Here is a 15543-nt window from a genome sequence, read left to right on the forward strand (position 1 = left end):
CAACGGCGTAATCCGGTACCCTAGGGCAGCTGCCCAGTGAAGTCAGTAAGCGAGCCGCTAGTAGCGGCGCGTAGTAGCAGTGCTCGCCACACGTTATTGATGGCAATAGCCTGGTCGGTTTCAGCGCGGTTAAGCACCAGCGTAGCCTGCGTGAGCACCACTAGGTTGTCGAGGCCGGCGTTGTAGCGCGCCTGGGCCTGAGTGTAGGCCCGCTGCGCCGCGTCGAGTTGGGCGGGCGCGGCCAGCGCGCTCTGGCGAGCTAGGTCAAGCTGGCTGCGGGCGTTCTGCTGCTCGGTGCGGAGCTGTAGTTCTTGCTGGCTGTACTCGGCGCGGGCCTGTTCGGAGCGAGCCAATTGTGCCGTGGCCGCCCGCCGGCTGTGTAGCAGCTCAGTCATGCGCCAAGTCAGCGCTGCGCCCACCGCATAGTTGTATACCTTAAAAGGCAAGCCCGCTCCCAGCGATGGGTCGATGTTGAACGAGCCATCGGTGCTAGCCGCCGAGGCCGCGCCTGAGCCCCGGCCCCAGGTAGCACCCACCAGCGATAGCGTAGGCCGCTTGTTGGTAGCTAAGTACTTAGCCGCCGCGTCGCTCGCTGACACCCGTTGCTTATAGGCCAGTAGGGTAGGGTGGTGCAGTAAACTGCCGCTATCGGTTACAGTGGGCAAGGCCGGCAGACGAGTGAAGAACAAGGCCGAATCGGCTGGCGCCAACTGCTGAGTAGGTACGCCCAGCAAGCCCGCTAGCCGCACGCGCTGCTGCTCGGCCTGCTGGCGGCTCACCAGCAGCTGAAGCTGCGCCCGCGCATTTTCGGCGTTGGCCGTCGAGCTATCAATGCCAGCCTGAACACCTGCTTGCGTGGCCGCCAGAATTACCCGCCGTAAACTTTGCGTGCGGCGCAAGTTGGCGGCTTGTAGCGCCACGGACTTTTGCGCCGCTAGAGCCAGCAAGTAAGCATCAGCTACTTGCACCTGGCGCTGAAATAACTCTTGGGTGTAGTCGGCCTGAGCCTGGTTTACGCCAGCCTCGGCGCGCTGCACGTCGGCCCTATAGCGGCCAAAGGTCACGGCTGGCCAATCAATAAATAACATTCCTTGGCTGGCCCACGATGCCTGGCTGCTGGTGTAGTCGCGCACCCCCGACACATTGGGGCCAATGCCACCCAGCAGCGCGCCCCGCGCTTGGTTCGATGTGCCATTGAGGGCCTGCGCCTGCACCGTGAGCTGCGGCAGATAAGTAGCGCGTAGGGTGCGCACGTCGGCCGTAGCCGCGGCAATACCTGCCTGGCGGGCACGGAGCGACGGATAATTGGTGCGGGCCAACTCTAGTGCCTGCGGTAGTGTGAGCGGCGTGGTTGCCTGCCCCCAGCCAGCCAGCGGCAGCCCAATAAATAATAACCAGAGAAAACGAAATGCGGACATGATGCCACAAACCTCCCCCTGGCTTATTAGACTGATATTAATGTCAGATTAGAAGTTATTAGAGGTCCGTCGAGCCGGCCTCTCGCACCAGCGGTAGCCCTACTTCAGCCACTGTGCCGCCACCCGACCTAGGCCGTAGCCACAGCTGCCCTCTATGCAGCTGCACTATTTGCCGAGCCAGCGTGAGCCCAATACCAAAGCCGCTGACCTGCTGGCTGTTGCTGCCCCGCGTGAGCGGCTGAAAAATGCGTTCCGCATCGGCCGGCGCAATGCCAATGCCCCGGTCCTCGATAGTAAGCCGAATAGCTAGGTCGGTGTGCATTTCAAGGCGTAGTGCTACGGGCTGGCCGTCGGAATATTTACACGCGTTATCGACTAGGTTAGTAATAGCGGTGCGCAATAAATGATTATTGCCCAGCACTACGGGCGCGCTAGTCTGCTGCTGCACGCCCTCCCCCACGGTTAGGGCCAGCCGCTGGGCGGGGCGTTGGTGCTGTACTGTATCGATAACATCGAGCAGCAAATCCATTAGCTCCAGCGGTTGGCGCTCTAGGTGCGTATCTAGGCCCTCAAGGTGGGCTAGGTGCAACAGACCGTTAGCTAAGGCTGTGAGCTTGTCAAGTTCCTGCGCCGCCTGCCGTATTCCCTCGCGCAGGCTACTGACGTCGGCATCATAGGCTAATGAGGTTTCTAACCACCCCTTAATAGTGGTGAGCGGCGTGCGCAACTCGTGCGAAGCCTGCGCAATGAACGCCTGCTGGCTCTGAGCCAAAGCCTCTTGTCGGGCCAGCAAACCATTAAAAGCGGCTGCTAGCTCACCCGCCTCGTCGTGCTGGTGCAGGGGCTGCAAGCGAAAGGGTTGCGTCACCCCCGGCCGCCGCAGTTGGCTAATGAGGCGATTGAATGGCAATAGCGCCCACCGCGCAAATACCAGCCCTAGCCCCGCTACCAGCACCACCGCCCCTAGGTAGCCATACAGTAGCGTGCGGAGTAAGGTATGCTCGCGGGTAAGGCCAGCATTATCGTAGGCAGTCACAATGGCTAGGTAGCGTCCTGGCTCGGACGGCCGCCGAAAGGTGAGCGCTACACCTTCCTTTGAATAGATGTGGTCAGGGCTGGTAAAATCGAATGCTACCCGTCCCTGCTGCCGCACTTCGGCCAGAAAGGCTGCTGAAGGGTGGTAGTCGCCCGCATTGGGGCTAGCATAAACTAATTGGTCGGTTGGGCTATAGATATACCCTGCCTGCTCGGGCAGCGTCGCCAGCGCCTCATTCACCCGCGCATCGTCGAGTACTTGGTACAGTAGTTCGGCCTTGCGCACTAGCCTCTGCGCAAAGCCCTGCGTTCGAAACTCAGCATAGCTTACATACACGTAGGCTGAAAACGCCAGCAGCAGCACGCTCACCAACCCCGCAAACCAAAGAAGTAGCTTATGGCGAATCTGCATGGTAAGTCACTGTAAGATTTGAGCAGTCGTCTAGCCTTGTAGCATATAGCCCCGCCCCACTATAGTATGCAGCAGCTTAGGCTCAAATTTTTTGTCAATCTTATTGCGTAGATAGTTGATGTACACGTCGATAACATTAGTATTCGTGTCAAAGTGCAAGTCCCAAACCTTCTCAGCAATGTCAATCCGGCTGACGCTTCGGCCCTTATTAACCAATAAGTACTCTAGTAGCGCGTATTCGCGGGTAGTCAACTCGATGCGTTGGCCTGCCCGGTGCACCAGCCGCGTATCAGTATCCATCTCTAAGTCGGCCGCACGTAGCACAGTATGTTGGCCTGCGTAGGCATTGCTACGCCGGGCCAGCGCCCGAATCCGCAGCAGCAATTCTCGAAACTCGAACGGCTTAACTAAGTAATCATCAGCCCCCGCTCCAAAGCCGCTTTCCTTGTCCTGCAGGCCATCAAGCGCTGTCAGTAGCAGCACCGCTTGGTGTGCCGAATGCTGCTTAATGTAGCGGCACAATTCAAAGCCGTTCATGCCAGGCAGGTTTACATCGAGCACCACCACATCAAAGGGCTGCTGGTCAAATAGTCGCTGTCCCATCGTGCCGTCGTAGGCCACGCGCAGCTCGTAGCCCTCAGCCGCCATGCCTTTTTGAATAAATGAGGCTAAGCTAGCCTCATCCTCTACCAATAGAATCTTCATGTGAAAGGTGAAATAACAGCGCACTGGTTGGTAGCAGCTGAGTTAATTACGGACTGCGGAATACTAATTGTTTACTACGTCTATAAAATTTTACGTTTGGTCAGTTGCATAAGTCTCAGACCTCGACGTACCTTTGCAGCCCGAAACAGAATACCTGTGGGCTTGCCCACCCGATATTTGGCAGGTTGCCGAAAGAAACCATGGGCCGCGCTCTGAAAGCCGAGCCCAGTAGTCTTAACTGAAATTTCGCTGTAGGGCTGCTAGCTACTGCTGCGAAATTTTCTTGTCTTTGCGGCCCCAAGTTGTGGGCCAATTACAACCAAATGAATACTGACCCGATTGCTGATTACCTGACCCGGTTGCGCAACGCCATCAAGGCGAACCACCGGGTGGTGGAAATCCCGGCCAGCAACATCAAAAAGGAAATCACGAAAGTGCTCTATCACAAGGGCTACATTCAGAGCTACCGTTTTGATGATACCTCGGCACAAGGCGTGATTAAAATCGCCCTTAAGTACAACCCCACCACCAAAGCCCCGGCTATCACTAAGCTGGAGCGGGTGAGCACTCCCGGCCTGCGCCAGTATCGGCACGTCGAGAACCTGCCCCGCGTGCTGAGCGGCCTAGGTGTTGCCATCCTGTCGACTTCGAAAGGGGTAATGACCGAAAAGGAGGCTAAAAACGAGAACGTGGGCGGCGAGGTGCTGTGCTACGTGTACTAACCTGCTAAGCACTAGTATTCTATATGTCCCGCATTGGTAAACTGCCGATTAGCCTGCCCAGCGGTGTGCAGGTTTCGGTTGACAACGACAACACCGTAACGGTGAAAGGCCCCAAGGGCACGCTGACCCAGCAAGTAGACCGTGACATCACGGTAGCTACCGAAGATGGCAGCGTAGTAGTAACCCGCCCCACCGAGCAGAAGCGCCACAAGGCCATGCACGGCCTCTATCGCGCCCTCATCAACAACATGATTACCGGCGTAAGCGCTGGCTACGAGCACAAGCTCGAGCTAGTAGGCGTAGGTTACAAAGCTGCCCTCAACGGCAAGGCTTTGGAACTGTCGCTTGGCTACTCGCACAACGTGTACCTGGCCATGCCGCCCGAAGTATCGGCTACTGCCGTTACCGAAAAAGGTAAGAACCCCATCGTTACCCTAACCAGCATCGATAAGCAGCTTATCGGCCAGGTAGCAGCCAAAATCCGCTCGTTGCGGAAAGTAGAGCCCTACAAAGGCAAAGGTGTTCGCTTCGTGGGTGAAATCGTTCGTCGTAAAGCCGGCAAGACTGCCGCTAAAAAGTAATCTAGTATCATGGCTTTCGATAAAGCATCTCGCCGGAAGCGCATTCAGCGCATCATCCGCACGAAAGTGTCCGGCACGCCGGAGCGCCCGCGCCTGTCGGTGTTCCGCTCCAACACGGGCATCTACGCCCAGATTATCGACGACACGGCTGGCCGCACGCTGGCTGCCGCTTCGTCGAAGAAGGTAACTGCCGAAGGTGGTAACGGTGTGGCCCTGGCTGCTGCCGTAGGCCGCGAAATTGCTGCTAAGGCACAAGAGGCTGGCATTACCAAAGTAGTGTTCGACCGCTCGGGTTATCTCTATCACGGTCGCGTTAAATCATTGGCAGAAGGAGCCCGCGAAGGCGGCCTCAATTTCTAAGGCATCATGGCAGAGTATAACAACAACAACCGTGGTGGCGGTGCCGGTGGCAACGACCGTGGGGGTAACAACCGGGGCGGCAACGACCGTCGCGGTAACGACCGCGGTGGCCGCGGCAACAACGATAACGCTGTACAAGGCGATTCGGATTTCAAAGAGAAAGTAGTAGCCATCAACCGTGTAGCCAAAGTGGTGAAAGGTGGTCGTCGCTTCAGCTTCTCGGCTATCGTAGTAGTAGGCGACGGCAAAGGCAACGTAGGCTACGGCCTGGGCAAAGCCAATGAGGTAACCGACGCTATTGCCAAGGGCATTGACGACGCTCGCAAAAACGTAGTGAAAGTGCCGCTGTACAAGCACACTGTTCCCCACGTAATGGAAGGCCGCTACGGTGGAGGTTTCGTACTCGTGCAGCCTGCTGCTGCTGGTACGGGCGTAATTGCCGGCGGCGCTATGCGCGCCGTGTTCGAATCTGCTGGTATCAAAGACGTACTGGCTAAATCGAAAGGCTCTTCGAACCCCCACAACGTAGTAAAGGCTACCTTTGCTGCCCTCGCCAAAATGCGCGACCCGATGCAAATCGCTCAGGCGCGTGGCATTTCTCTCGCTCGCGTTTTTAACGGTTAATTGACCATGCCACAGATTCAAGTAAAGCTCGTGCGCAGCGCCATCGACCGCCCCGAGCGTCAGAAGCGCACCGTACAGGCCCTCGGCCTGAATAAATTGAACAGCACCGCTACTCACGAAGCCAACCCCAGCGTATTGGGAATGGTGAACGCAGTGAAGCACCTGCTGGAAGTAACCGAACTGTAAGCGTTTATCCCAGTCATGAATCTCTCTAATCTCAGACCCGCCGCTGGCTCCACGCGCAATAACAAGCGCCTAGGTCGTGGTGAAGGTTCGGGCGGCGGTGGTACCGCTACCCGTGGCCACAAGGGTGCCAAGTCGCGCTCGGGCTACTCGCGCAAGTCGGGCTTCGAAGGCGGTCAAATGCCGCTTCAGCGCCGCGTGCCTAAATTTGGTTTCAAGAACATCAACCGCATTGAGTACAAAGGCATCAACCTAGACGTACTTCAAGGTCTGTTCGAAGCCAACAACTCAGCTACGATGGCTGCTGGCTACTTTACTGAAGCCGGTTTGGTGTCGAAGAATGCTAAAATCAAAGTGCTCGGCCGTGGCGAACTCAGCGCTGCTATCGAGGTACACGCTCACGCTTTCTCGAAATCGGCCGTTGAGGCTATCGAAAAAGCTGGTGGCAAAGTAGTTACGCTGTAGCTTATATTGTTATCAATTAGCAATGAATAAGTTTATCAACACGATAAAGAATATTTTTGCGATTGAGGATTTGCGTACGCGAATCCTCAATACGCTATTTTTCATTGCTATCTACCGGCTGGGCTGCTATGTAGTCCTGCCCGGTGTAGACCCTACCCAACTAAAGCAAGGTACTGGCGGCGTATTCGGTATTCTGGATACGCTGCTCGGTGGGGCTTTCAGCCACGCGTCGATTTTCGCGCTGGGTATTATGCCCTACATTTCGGCTTCTATCGTGTTGCAGCTGCTCACGATTGCCGTGCCTTACTTCCAGAAGCTGCAAAAAGAGGGAGAGTCGGGTCGGAAAAAAATCAACCAGTATACCCGCGTGCTCACCATTCCAATTGTGATGGCGCAGTCCGTGGGCTTTCTGGCAACAATTAATGCCGAGGCCATCGTGACTCCCGGCACGTTTTTCACCATCTCCACGATGCTCATCATCACGGCTGGAACGCTGTTTTGCATGTGGCTAGGGGAGAAAATCACCGATAAAGGCATCGGCAACGGTATCTCCATGATTATCATGATTGGTATCGTATCGCGCCTTCCTGGTGCTCTCATTGGCGAAGCTGCTGCGAAGGGCGTCAATAAGTCGCTGATTTTCTTGCTAGAATTGGTGGTGCTGTTCCTAGTAGTAATGGCCGTTATCGTGCTTACACAAGCTGTTCGCCGCATTCCGGTGCAGTATGCTAAGCAGGTAGGTGGTGCTACGCAACTTGACGCCCAGCGTCAATTTATTCCCCTAAAAGTTAACGCTGCTGGCGTTATGCCCATCATCTTCGCTCAGTCGCTGATGTTCGTTCCGAGCATCGCTGCTTCGGCTTGGGATAAGAACAGCGACCTAGCAGCTACTATCGCGGCATATTTCTCACCCGAGCACTGGGTGTACAACACGGTATTTGCACTACTGATTGTCGTCTTTACGTACTTCTACACCGCTATCAGCGTCAACCCCAATCAGATTGCGGACGACCTGAAGCGCAGTGGTGGTTTCGTGCCGGGCGTGAAGCCAGGCCGCGATACATCGGAGTTTATAGATGAAATATTGACCCGTGTAACCCTGCCAGGTGCCGTGGCGCTGGCTCTAATTGCCATCTTCCCGACACTTGCTCTGCTACTCGGTGTTACCCGTCCGTTGTCGCTGTTCTACGGTGGTACTTCGCTCATCATTATGGTAGGCGTGGTGCTGGATACGCTCAACCAAGTAGAGAGCTACTTGCTGATGCGCCACTACGACGGCATGATGAAATCGGGCAAATTGCGCGGTCGGCCTTCGCAGCCGATTGCTATTGCCTCCTAAGTAGCACGAATGGCAACTGGTGTTATTCAGTATAAAACTGAAGAAGAAATAGACTTAATGCGCGCCGCTGGGCAACTGTTGGCGCGCGCACACGGCGAGGTAGCTGCGCTGGTGCGCGAGGGAGTCACGACGCGAGAGCTAGATCGCCGCGCCGAGGAATTCATCCGCGACCACGGAGCTACCCCTTCGTTCAAAGGATTGTACGGTTTTCCGCACAGCTGCTGTCTGAGCCCAAACTCGGTAGTAGTGCACGGGTTCGCCACTGATGAGCCGCTCAAAAGCGGCGATATTCTAACGGTAGACTGTGGGGTTTTCCTTAATGGCTACCATGCTGACAGCGCTTATACTTACCCAATAGGGGAAGTAGCGCCGGAAGTGCAGAGACTGCTGGATGAAACCAAAACATCGCTGTATAAAGGTATCGAGCAGGCTGTAGCAGGCAACCGCGTGGGTGATATTAGCTACGCCATCCAAAACTATGTGTCGCCAAAAGGCTACGGCGTAGTGCGCGAGCTGGTTGGCCATGGGGTAGGGGCCAAGCTACACGAGAAGCCCGAAGTACCGAACTATGGCAAACGGGGCTCGGGACCGCTGCTGCAAACTGGCATGACCCTCGCTATCGAGCCGATGATTACCCTCGGCAAGAAGGATGTGGTGCAGGAGAAGGACGGCTGGACCATCCGAACCCGTGATAAAAAGCCAGCAGCGCACTTTGAGCACACAGTTGTTGTTCGGAAAGACAAGGCAGAAATTCTGACCTCCTTTGACTACATAGAAAAAGCACTGCAATAGCCCTTATGGCAAAACAAGCCTCCATCGAGCAGGACGGTACCATCCTCGAAGCCCTTTCCAACGCCATGTTTCGCGTGGAATTGGAAAATGGCCACCAGCTGATTGCCCACATCTCGGGCAAGATGCGGATGCACTATATCAAGATTCTGCCCGGCGACAAGGTAAAGCTCGAAATGTCGCCCTACGACTTGTCGAAAGGTCGCATTAAGTATCGTTACAAGTAAATTTTTTCGTTCTTTTCAAGGTCATGAAAGTAAAAACCTCGGTGAAGAAACGTAGCGTTGATTGCAAAATCATCCGTCGCAACGGCAAGCTCTACGTTATCAACAAGAAGAACCCCCGCTTCAAACAGCGTCAGGGCTAAATCAATTTTCAGAAACCCGGAGCCTTGGGTACTGGCAGTTTGAACTTTTCTTCAGCTAGCCGCCTTCCAAGCCGCTGCCGGGCTTTCTGGTCCGCAAACATCTCACAACCACTATGGCTCGTATCGCAGGGGTAGACATCCCGGACAACAAGCGCGGCGAAATCGCCCTGACTTACATTTTCGGCATTGGCCGGAGCAACTCGGTTAAAATCCTCACCAAAGCTGGCATCGATGTCAACAAAAAGGTGAAAGACTGGACCGAGGCTGAAGCTGGCGAAATCCGCGCCATTATCGCCGCTGAGCATAAGACTGAAGGCGTACTGCGCTCTGAAATTCAGCTCAACATTAAGCGTCTGATGGACATTGGCTGCTACCGTGGCCTCCGTCACCGCAAAGGTCTTCCCGTTCGTGGTCAGCGCACCAAGAACAACTCGCGCACCCGCAAGGGCAAGCGTAAGACCGTGGCCGGCAAGAAGAAAGCAACGAAATAACCCGTAGCGGCAATCGGCTCTGCTTGATGCTCCTTGTGAGTGTGAGGCGGAGCCAACACCTGCCGCGTTTATAGCGATAACCAAATGGCACAAAAAAGAAAAGACAAAGCCAAGAAGCGGCTTGTCGTGGTGGAGCAGGTGGGCCAAGTCCACATCCGCGCCTCCTTCAACAACATCATCATCTCGGTAACCAACTCGAACGGCCAAGTTATTTCCTGGGCTTCGGCGGGTAAAATGGGTTTCCGTGGTTCGAAGAAAAACACGCCTTATGCTGCCCAAATGGCAGCTAGCGACTGCGGCAAAGTAGCCCACGACCTGGGTATGCGCAAAGCCGAAGTGTTCGTGAAAGGCCCAGGTGCTGGCCGTGAGTCGGCCATCCGTGCCCTCGGCAACATTGGTATCGAAGTGACGACCATCCGCGACGTGACGCCGCTGCCGCACAACGGCTGCCGCCCGCCTAAGCGTCGCCGCGTTTGATTTTTTACTTCTGATATTTTTCTAAAATGGCACGTTATACTGGCCCTACCGCCAAAATCGCCCGTCGCTTTTCGGAGCCGATTTTCGGCCCGAGCAAAGCGCTCAATAAAAAGAACTACCCCCCCGGTCAACACGGCCGTGGCCGCCGCAAGAAGCAGTCGGAATATGCTGTCCAGCTGATGGAAAAGCAAAAGGTGAAATACCTGTACGGCGTGCTTGAGAAGCAGTTCGAAAACCTGTTCCACAAGGCTGCAGTACTGCCCGGCATCACCGGCGACAACCTGCTCGGTCTGTTGGAGTCGCGCCTCGACAACGTGGTTTACCGCCTTGGTATCGCCGGCACGCGCCGCGCTGCTCGCCAGCTGGTGTCGCACAAGCACATCACGGTAAACGGTGAGGTAGTAAACATCCCTTCGTACAAACTGCGTCCCGGCGACCTCGTTGGTGTGCGTGAGAAATCTAAGTCGCTCGAAGCTATCACCACTTCGCTAACTGTACGCAACTCGCGTCAGTTCTCGTGGCTGGAGTGGGACGGCAAAGAGATGGTGGGTAAATTCACCAACATGCCGTCGCGTGACCTGATTCCGGAGAAAATCACGGAGCAGCTCATCGTCGAACTGTATTCGAAGTAATAGTGGCACTTAGTGCGGCCCGGACGCTGTTCGGGCCGCACTTATGCTAAGCCGGTGCTACTATCCTGCTGCTATTGAGCGCGGAAGGGCACCAAAACTACTAAATGGTGGTTTTGGGTGGCTACCCAAAATTGAGCAAGCCTAGGCTTGCTTTTCCTGTTACATAAATTAACTGCCCCACATATGTCAATCTTAGCTTTTCAGATGCCGGAGAAAGTGGTAATGGAGAAATCCGACGACTTCACCGGGACGTTTGAATTCAAGCCTCTGGAGAAGGGCTACGGCGTAACGATTGGGAACGCGCTGCGGCGTATTCTGCTCTCGTCGCTGGAGGGCTTCGCCATTACGTCGGTGCGTACAACTTCGGTGCTGCACGAGTTTTCGACGATTGAGGGGGTGATTGAGGACATGTCCGAAATCATCCTGAACCTCAAGCAGGTGCGTTTCAAGAAAATTAGCGACGCCATTGAGGACAAGATTACGGTGCGCGTGAGCGGGCAGGATTCCTTCACTGCTGGCGACATTGGCAAGTTTGCCGTAGGCTTCCAGATTTTGAATCCGAAGCTGGTTATCTGCAACCTCGACCCGGCAAAAGAACTCGAGTTTGAGTTAACGGTAGCACGTGGCCGCGGCTACGTGCCCGCTGATGAAAACAAGCCTGCCGACCAAGTGTTCGGTCAGATTGCTATCGATGCTATTTACACGCCTATCAAGAACGTGAAATACAGCATCGAGAACACGCGCGTAGAGCAGAAAACTGACTACGAGCGTTTGCTGATTGAAATCTCGACTGACGGCTCTATTCACCCGGAGGAGGCTCTGAAAGGTGCTGCTAACATCCTTATTCAGCACTTCATGTTGTTCTCGGACAGCACGATGCAGCTAAGCGGTAACCGCCCTGCGGCGGCTGAGCCTATCGATGAGGAAACCCTCGCTATGCGCAAAGTCCTGAAGACTTCGCTTGGCGAGATGGACCTTTCGGTGCGGGCATACAACTGCTTGAAAGCAGCTGACATCAAGACCCTAGGCGAGCTAGTACAGCTTGATATGGCCGACATGATGAAGTTCCGCAACTTCGGCAAGAAGAGCCTCACCGAGTTGGAAAATCTGGTAGAAGAAAAGGGCCTGCACTTTGGCATGGACCTAAGCAAATACCGCCTAGACGAAGACTAGTATAGCGTGCTTAGTTGTTAGTACTTAGTGCATAGGTTTTAAATAGCCGGGCACAAAGCACTAACAACTAAGCACTATTTTTTTATTCACCCGCTACGCCCTAGGGATTAGGGTTCTAATGAGGTTCCTCGTGACCCGCCGTGGTCCTGGTCCGCAAGTGTAGCATTTACCCAAAACTGTCCGATGCGACACGGTAAAAAAATCAACCACTTGGGCCGCACTGCCGCCCACCGCAACGCGATGCTGTCGAACATGGCTTCGTCGCTCATCATCTCGAAGCGCGTAACTACTACTGTTGCTAAGGCTAAGGCTCTGCGTCAGTTTGTAGAGCCGCTGCTGACCAAAGCTAAGGATGATACCACGCACTCGCGCCGTACCGTATTTGCTACCCTGCAAAACAAGGAAAGCGTGAAAGAGTTGTATGGCTCGATAGCTGAGAAAATTGCTAACCGCCCCGGTGGCTATACCCGCATTCTGAAGCTGAGCGCTAGCCGCGCCGGTGACAATGCTGATATGTGCATCATCGAGCTAGTTGACTTCAACGAAACGCTGCTCGAAGCCAAAAACGCTTCGGAGGCCAAAGCCACTACTACCCGTCGTTCGCGTCGCCGCGGTGGCAAGGGCGGTGCCGAGGCTACTGGCAACGAGGCCGGCACGTCGGCTGCTGTAGTAGCTGAAGATGCTCCGGCTACTTCGGCTACCGAAGCTGAAGCTACTACGCTGGATGCTCCGGCTGACGAAAAGCAGACGCCTGAGGCTTAGTTGTTCTAGGCACTCTTAAAGGGGGCTGCACCTATTGGTGCGGCCCCCTTTTTTTGTGTTCACGGTATCTTGACCTAATGGTAAAGAAGCTTTCCTAGTAGGGAGTGCAACCTAGGTAGCTCAGGTGTTGTCTGTTGGGTTGTAAGCGGAAAGCTATTGACCTTTGCGTCTTATCCCAGCTGTGTGAGCCTATGGAAGCCGTTGCGTATATCGATATCAATGCCCCGCTAGTAGAGCGGTGTCGCCTCAACGACCGGCAAGCGCAGGCCGAGCTATACCGACGCTATTCGAAGGCCATGTTTAATGCGGCCCTGCGTATTACGGGCGACTATGCTGAAGCCGAGGACGTGCTGCAAGAATCTTTTCTGAGTGCGTTTCGGGAGCTGAGTGGCTACAAGGGGGATTCTTCTTTTGGGGCCTGGCTCAAGCGTATTGTGATTAATAAGAGTATCAATTGCTTGCGGCAGCGGCGATTGGCGCTTGTGCCATTGGAGGATTTTCATCACGAGGCCGCACCGACGGAATCCGCTACGCAGCCTACTGAGGAGGAAGCAGAGGAACTTCAATACCGAGCCGACGTATTGCGGCGTTGTATTCAGGAGTTGCCCGATGGCTACAGAGTAGTGTTATCGTTGTACTTGCTGGAGGGCTACGACCATCTGGAGATAGCTGGCATCCTAGGTATTACCGAATCAACATCTAAGTCGCAATACAGTCGCGCGCGGCAACGGCTACGTGAGCTGGCGATGCAGCGAGGCCTCAGCTAGCTGAGCGCACATTGCTGATTACCACAGGTTTTCTCTTTATATTCTTCTTTTCCCGCACATTTCTGCTGGCTTTCGCTATTCAGCACCGTATTAGCAACGGGTAGCGGCATTAGGGCCAACAGCTTTTTAGAGCTATTTACCATGAACTATAGTAAGCAAGACCAGCTTGAGGCGTGCATAGAGCGGCACCGGGCTGATTTCGACCTGCACGAACCCCGCCCCGAGCTATGGGCGGCCTTGGAAAAGCAATTGCATGACTCAGGCACCGGCCTAGCGGAGCCAGTAATGAGCGTAGTAGCAGATACTGCGGCTACTACCAGCCAAGCAGCTCCGACTGCGCCAGTTATGGCGCAGCTCGCTCCCCGCAAGCGCTGGGCTTGGGCCGAGCACTACAGCATCGCGGCTGCGCTTGCGGTGCTGATACTAGCTGCTGGCCTAGGGGAAGCCTGGAAGTCGGGCCAAGTAACAAAAGAGCGCACAGCTGCCAATGTAGCTACCGAGATGCCGGCGAGCAACGTAGCCGATGCGGCACTCTACCTAGGTGCATCGGGCGAGCTGATGGCCAGCGAAGTGAGCCACAGCACGAATGCCCGGCTAGATACAGCCGTGCGCGGCATGGAAACCTATTATGTTGGCCAGCTTGCCGACCGCAAAGCGGAGCTTGGCCAGCTGTCGCCCGAAGCGGTGGCTGAATGTAGCCGCGAGCTGGCAGACCTAGACTCACTTTACCGGCAACTTAAGCGTGAACTACCTAGCCACCCGCAGCCGGAGGTAGTGCTCACGGCTATGAACCGCAACCTGCAGTACCGGCTCGATATTCTGAATCGGCAGCTAGAGCTTCGCAATCCGACAGAGTCAGCGCTGCCCAATGAAACGCGTGGCGAATACGCCCTAGCCGATAGCCGGCGGTCTTCTCCCAGCATTCTGCACCATGGCCACTAATCGAGCCTTGCTGAGTGGGCTGCTAGCGCTGGTGGCGTGGCTAGGGCTGCCTGCACTAGTACAAGCCACTGCTATCGGCGCAGAGCTGCCTAGGGCAGTGAGTAGCGCACTAAGCGGGCAAGATGGACCAGCGCAGTCGGGCGCGTCTCAGCAGGGGCCAGTTGAGCAAGTCGATAACGACCAAAGCTTGCCCCCCGTTGAGCAGCGTCGTCACCTGAGTCGCCGGTTTCCGGTAAGCAAAGTAGGACAATCGTTTGCGTTAGATACGCGCTACGGCCGGGTACAAATCAGTGCCTGGAACAAGCAAGAAATAAAAGTAGAAACCGACCTAGTGGCGCGGGCCGAGACCCCCGTAGCAGCCGCTCAAATACTCGACGCGCTTAGCGTGCAGTACCTGGCCTACGATGCTAACACCGGGGGCATTAGCGTCAGCTCGCAGTTTGGCTCCACCTTGCGGGGTAAGTGTGGGGGCGGGCGCCGCTACGAGGTAAATTATACCATCTGGCTGCCGCGTACCCTAGCGCTGCGCGTGGCGGCCTCGTTTGCTGATGTAACGATAGCCAGCGACTGGCAGGGCCCAACCCAGCTCAGCGTGGACTACGGCAACCTGCATACGGGCCGGCTGGCGGGTAAGCGCAACGTAGTGCGCATTGCCAACGGTGAGGCAACGATGCCCTACGTAAAGCAGGCTAGCCTCGAGGCAAACTACGCCCGCCTGCGCCTCACGGAGGGCGAGCAGGTAGAGCTGCGCACCAATTACGCCGATGTGGATATGGCCACCGTGCAAGACCTCACCATGCACAGCAAATACGGTGACGTTGCCCTCGGGAAGGTGCGTAATCTGCGCGGCTCGTCAGGCTACTCGCGCTTTAGCGTCGACAAGCTGAGCGAGGGGCTGGATATGGCCGTGCGCTACTGCCCCGATTTTGAGGTGCGCGACATGGGCGCCAACTTCCGGCAAATCAACCTTGATGGTGGCTACAGCACCATTCGATTGGGGTTTGCTGAAGAAACGCCTAGCTTTCAGTTCGACGTTAGCACCGAGCAGGGCCAACTGCTGGTAGATAAAAAACTGGTGCGGGTGCTGTCGGCAGACGAGCATAGCAAAGGTATTGCCGATGTCCTAGGAGTATATGGGGGTGGAGTGCCGGCTCGCGGGGCGGGCAGCGTAAATATCAAGGTGCGGTACGGGACGGTACGGTTCAGCAAATAAAAAATTGTAGGCTACCTAGAATTGCTGAAAACCTGCTAGATGAGTCCTTATACTTGCAGGCTTATTTAAAATAGGCTGCGCGCCGC

The 15543-nt window shown here is 55.5% G+C and carries 21 protein-coding genes; 18 read left to right on the forward strand and 3 right to left on the reverse strand.

The window, feature by feature from the left end; all coding sequences use genetic code 11:
- Positions 1 to 20: 20 nt before the first annotated feature.
- From JAO77_RS14080 to JAO77_RS14090, 3 genes are read right to left on the reverse strand one after another with little or no spacing between them, the layout of a single operon-like run.
- Positions 21 to 1418, reverse strand: coding sequence for a TolC family protein (locus JAO77_RS14080; protein ID WP_198990985.1), 1398 nt, complete (start codon positions 1416 to 1418; stop codon positions 21 to 23).
- A 58-nt stretch (positions 1419 to 1476) separates the two neighbouring features.
- Positions 1477 to 2865: a sensor histidine kinase gene (locus JAO77_RS14085; protein WP_198990986.1), complete on the reverse strand. Its 1389-nt coding sequence runs from the start codon at positions 2863 to 2865 to the stop codon at positions 1477 to 1479.
- 30 nt (positions 2866 to 2895) lie between these two features.
- Positions 2896 to 3570, reverse strand: a complete 675-nt coding sequence (locus JAO77_RS14090) for a response regulator transcription factor (protein ID WP_198990987.1) — start codon at positions 3568 to 3570, stop codon at positions 2896 to 2898.
- Positions 3571 to 3893: 323 nt separating this feature from the next.
- Between JAO77_RS14090 and rpsH the strand changes: the two genes are divergently transcribed.
- The 18 genes from rpsH (at position 3894) to JAO77_RS14180 (ending at position 15457) form a co-directional block, all read left to right on the forward strand.
- On the forward strand, positions 3894 to 4292 hold the full coding sequence (gene rpsH / locus JAO77_RS14095) for a 30S ribosomal protein S8 (RefSeq protein ID WP_144846899.1): 399 nt from the start codon (positions 3894 to 3896) through the stop codon (positions 4290 to 4292).
- Positions 4293 to 4315: 23 nt separating this feature from the next.
- Positions 4316 to 4873 (forward strand): 50S ribosomal protein L6, encoded by a 558-nt coding sequence (rplF, locus tag JAO77_RS14100; protein WP_198990988.1) that lies wholly within the window; start codon positions 4316 to 4318, stop codon positions 4871 to 4873.
- 9 nt (positions 4874 to 4882) lie between these two features.
- The gene (gene rplR / locus JAO77_RS14105) at positions 4883 to 5233 is read left to right on the forward strand and encodes a 50S ribosomal protein L18 (protein ID WP_144846905.1); all 351 of its coding nucleotides are present in this window, start codon (positions 4883 to 4885) and stop codon (positions 5231 to 5233) included.
- A gap of 6 nt (positions 5234 to 5239) precedes the next feature.
- The gene (rpsE, locus tag JAO77_RS14110; RefSeq protein ID WP_144846908.1) at positions 5240 to 5857 is read left to right on the forward strand and encodes a 30S ribosomal protein S5; all 618 of its coding nucleotides are present in this window, start codon (positions 5240 to 5242) and stop codon (positions 5855 to 5857) included.
- Between the two features lie 6 nt (positions 5858 to 5863).
- Positions 5864 to 6043, forward strand: coding sequence for a 50S ribosomal protein L30 (rpmD, locus tag JAO77_RS14115; RefSeq protein WP_144846911.1), 180 nt, complete (start codon positions 5864 to 5866; stop codon positions 6041 to 6043).
- A 15-nt stretch (positions 6044 to 6058) separates the two neighbouring features.
- Positions 6059 to 6505, forward strand: coding sequence for a 50S ribosomal protein L15 (rplO, locus tag JAO77_RS14120; RefSeq protein WP_198990989.1), 447 nt, complete (start codon positions 6059 to 6061; stop codon positions 6503 to 6505).
- Positions 6506 to 6527: 22 nt separating this feature from the next.
- Positions 6528 to 7844 (forward strand): preprotein translocase subunit SecY, encoded by a 1317-nt coding sequence (secY, locus tag JAO77_RS14125; RefSeq protein ID WP_198990990.1) that lies wholly within the window; start codon positions 6528 to 6530, stop codon positions 7842 to 7844.
- A 9-nt stretch (positions 7845 to 7853) separates the two neighbouring features.
- Entirely contained in the window at positions 7854 to 8636 is a 783-nt protein-coding gene (gene map / locus JAO77_RS14130; protein ID WP_198990991.1) for a type I methionyl aminopeptidase, read from the forward strand.
- Positions 8637 to 8641: 5 nt separating this feature from the next.
- Positions 8642 to 8860, forward strand: a complete 219-nt coding sequence (gene infA / locus JAO77_RS14135) for a translation initiation factor IF-1 (RefSeq protein WP_035567874.1) — start codon at positions 8642 to 8644, stop codon at positions 8858 to 8860.
- Between the two features lie 23 nt (positions 8861 to 8883).
- Positions 8884 to 9000, forward strand: a complete 117-nt coding sequence (gene rpmJ, locus JAO77_RS14140; RefSeq protein WP_068340511.1) for a 50S ribosomal protein L36 — start codon at positions 8884 to 8886, stop codon at positions 8998 to 9000.
- Between the two features lie 113 nt (positions 9001 to 9113).
- Positions 9114 to 9491, forward strand: a complete 378-nt coding sequence (gene rpsM / locus JAO77_RS14145; RefSeq protein ID WP_144846922.1) for a 30S ribosomal protein S13 — start codon at positions 9114 to 9116, stop codon at positions 9489 to 9491.
- A gap of 84 nt (positions 9492 to 9575) precedes the next feature.
- Positions 9576 to 9968, forward strand: a complete 393-nt coding sequence (rpsK, locus tag JAO77_RS14150; protein WP_144846925.1) for a 30S ribosomal protein S11 — start codon at positions 9576 to 9578, stop codon at positions 9966 to 9968.
- Between the two features lie 26 nt (positions 9969 to 9994).
- Entirely contained in the window at positions 9995 to 10600 is a 606-nt protein-coding gene (rpsD, locus tag JAO77_RS14155; RefSeq protein ID WP_198990992.1) for a 30S ribosomal protein S4, read from the forward strand.
- Between the two features lie 183 nt (positions 10601 to 10783).
- Positions 10784 to 11773 (forward strand): DNA-directed RNA polymerase subunit alpha, encoded by a 990-nt coding sequence (locus JAO77_RS14160; protein ID WP_144846931.1) that lies wholly within the window; start codon positions 10784 to 10786, stop codon positions 11771 to 11773.
- Between the two features lie 183 nt (positions 11774 to 11956).
- A complete protein-coding gene (gene rplQ, locus JAO77_RS14165; RefSeq protein ID WP_198990993.1) occupies positions 11957 to 12535 on the forward strand; it encodes a 50S ribosomal protein L17 in 579 nt (192 codons plus the stop codon).
- A gap of 191 nt (positions 12536 to 12726) precedes the next feature.
- Positions 12727 to 13302: an RNA polymerase sigma factor gene (locus tag JAO77_RS14170; RefSeq protein WP_198990994.1), complete on the forward strand. Its 576-nt coding sequence runs from the start codon at positions 12727 to 12729 to the stop codon at positions 13300 to 13302.
- A 141-nt stretch (positions 13303 to 13443) separates the two neighbouring features.
- Positions 13444 to 14244: a hypothetical protein gene (locus JAO77_RS14175; protein ID WP_198990995.1), complete on the forward strand. Its 801-nt coding sequence runs from the start codon at positions 13444 to 13446 to the stop codon at positions 14242 to 14244.
- On the forward strand, positions 14234 to 15457 hold the full coding sequence (locus JAO77_RS14180) for a hypothetical protein (protein WP_198990996.1): 1224 nt from the start codon (positions 14234 to 14236) through the stop codon (positions 15455 to 15457). The genes JAO77_RS14175 and JAO77_RS14180 overlap by 11 nt, the downstream gene beginning before the upstream one ends.
- The last annotated feature ends 86 nt before the right edge of the window (positions 15458 to 15543 follow it).

The organism is Hymenobacter sp. BT559 (assembly GCF_016427535.1).
In the GTDB taxonomy this organism is placed as follows: Bacteria; Bacteroidota; Bacteroidia; order Cytophagales; family Hymenobacteraceae; genus Hymenobacter.

Bases quoted from the DNA above. Each gene is read 5' to 3' on its own strand.
- JAO77_RS14080 (WP_198990985.1), bottom strand. From the start codon at position 1,418: ATGTCCGCATTTCGTTTTCTCTGGTTATTATTTATTGGGCTGCCGCTG.
- JAO77_RS14085 (WP_198990986.1), bottom strand. From the start codon at position 2,865: ATGCAGATTCGCCATAAGCTACTTCTTTGGTTTGCGGGGTTGGTGAGC.
- JAO77_RS14090 (WP_198990987.1), bottom strand. From the start codon at position 3,570: ATGAAGATTCTATTGGTAGAGGATGAGGCTAGCTTAGCCTCATTTATT.
- rpsH (WP_144846899.1), top strand. From the start codon at position 3,894: ATGAATACTGACCCGATTGCTGATTACCTGACCCGGTTGCGCAACGCC.
- rplF (WP_198990988.1), top strand. From the start codon at position 4,316: ATGTCCCGCATTGGTAAACTGCCGATTAGCCTGCCCAGCGGTGTGCAG.
- rplR (WP_144846905.1), top strand. From the start codon at position 4,883: ATGGCTTTCGATAAAGCATCTCGCCGGAAGCGCATTCAGCGCATCATC.
- rpsE (WP_144846908.1), top strand. From the start codon at position 5,240: ATGGCAGAGTATAACAACAACAACCGTGGTGGCGGTGCCGGTGGCAAC.
- rpmD (WP_144846911.1), top strand. From the start codon at position 5,864: ATGCCACAGATTCAAGTAAAGCTCGTGCGCAGCGCCATCGACCGCCCC.
- rplO (WP_198990989.1), top strand. From the start codon at position 6,059: ATGAATCTCTCTAATCTCAGACCCGCCGCTGGCTCCACGCGCAATAAC.
- secY (WP_198990990.1), top strand. From the start codon at position 6,528: ATGAATAAGTTTATCAACACGATAAAGAATATTTTTGCGATTGAGGAT.
- map (WP_198990991.1), top strand. From the start codon at position 7,854: ATGGCAACTGGTGTTATTCAGTATAAAACTGAAGAAGAAATAGACTTA.
- infA (WP_035567874.1), top strand. From the start codon at position 8,642: ATGGCAAAACAAGCCTCCATCGAGCAGGACGGTACCATCCTCGAAGCC.
- rpmJ (WP_068340511.1), top strand. From the start codon at position 8,884: ATGAAAGTAAAAACCTCGGTGAAGAAACGTAGCGTTGATTGCAAAATC.
- rpsM (WP_144846922.1), top strand. From the start codon at position 9,114: ATGGCTCGTATCGCAGGGGTAGACATCCCGGACAACAAGCGCGGCGAA.
- rpsK (WP_144846925.1), top strand. From the start codon at position 9,576: ATGGCACAAAAAAGAAAAGACAAAGCCAAGAAGCGGCTTGTCGTGGTG.
- rpsD (WP_198990992.1), top strand. From the start codon at position 9,995: ATGGCACGTTATACTGGCCCTACCGCCAAAATCGCCCGTCGCTTTTCG.
- JAO77_RS14160 (WP_144846931.1), top strand. From the start codon at position 10,784: ATGTCAATCTTAGCTTTTCAGATGCCGGAGAAAGTGGTAATGGAGAAA.
- rplQ (WP_198990993.1), top strand. From the start codon at position 11,957: ATGCGACACGGTAAAAAAATCAACCACTTGGGCCGCACTGCCGCCCAC.
- JAO77_RS14170 (WP_198990994.1), top strand. From the start codon at position 12,727: ATGGAAGCCGTTGCGTATATCGATATCAATGCCCCGCTAGTAGAGCGG.
- JAO77_RS14175 (WP_198990995.1), top strand. From the start codon at position 13,444: ATGAACTATAGTAAGCAAGACCAGCTTGAGGCGTGCATAGAGCGGCAC.
- JAO77_RS14180 (WP_198990996.1), top strand. From the start codon at position 14,234: ATGGCCACTAATCGAGCCTTGCTGAGTGGGCTGCTAGCGCTGGTGGCG.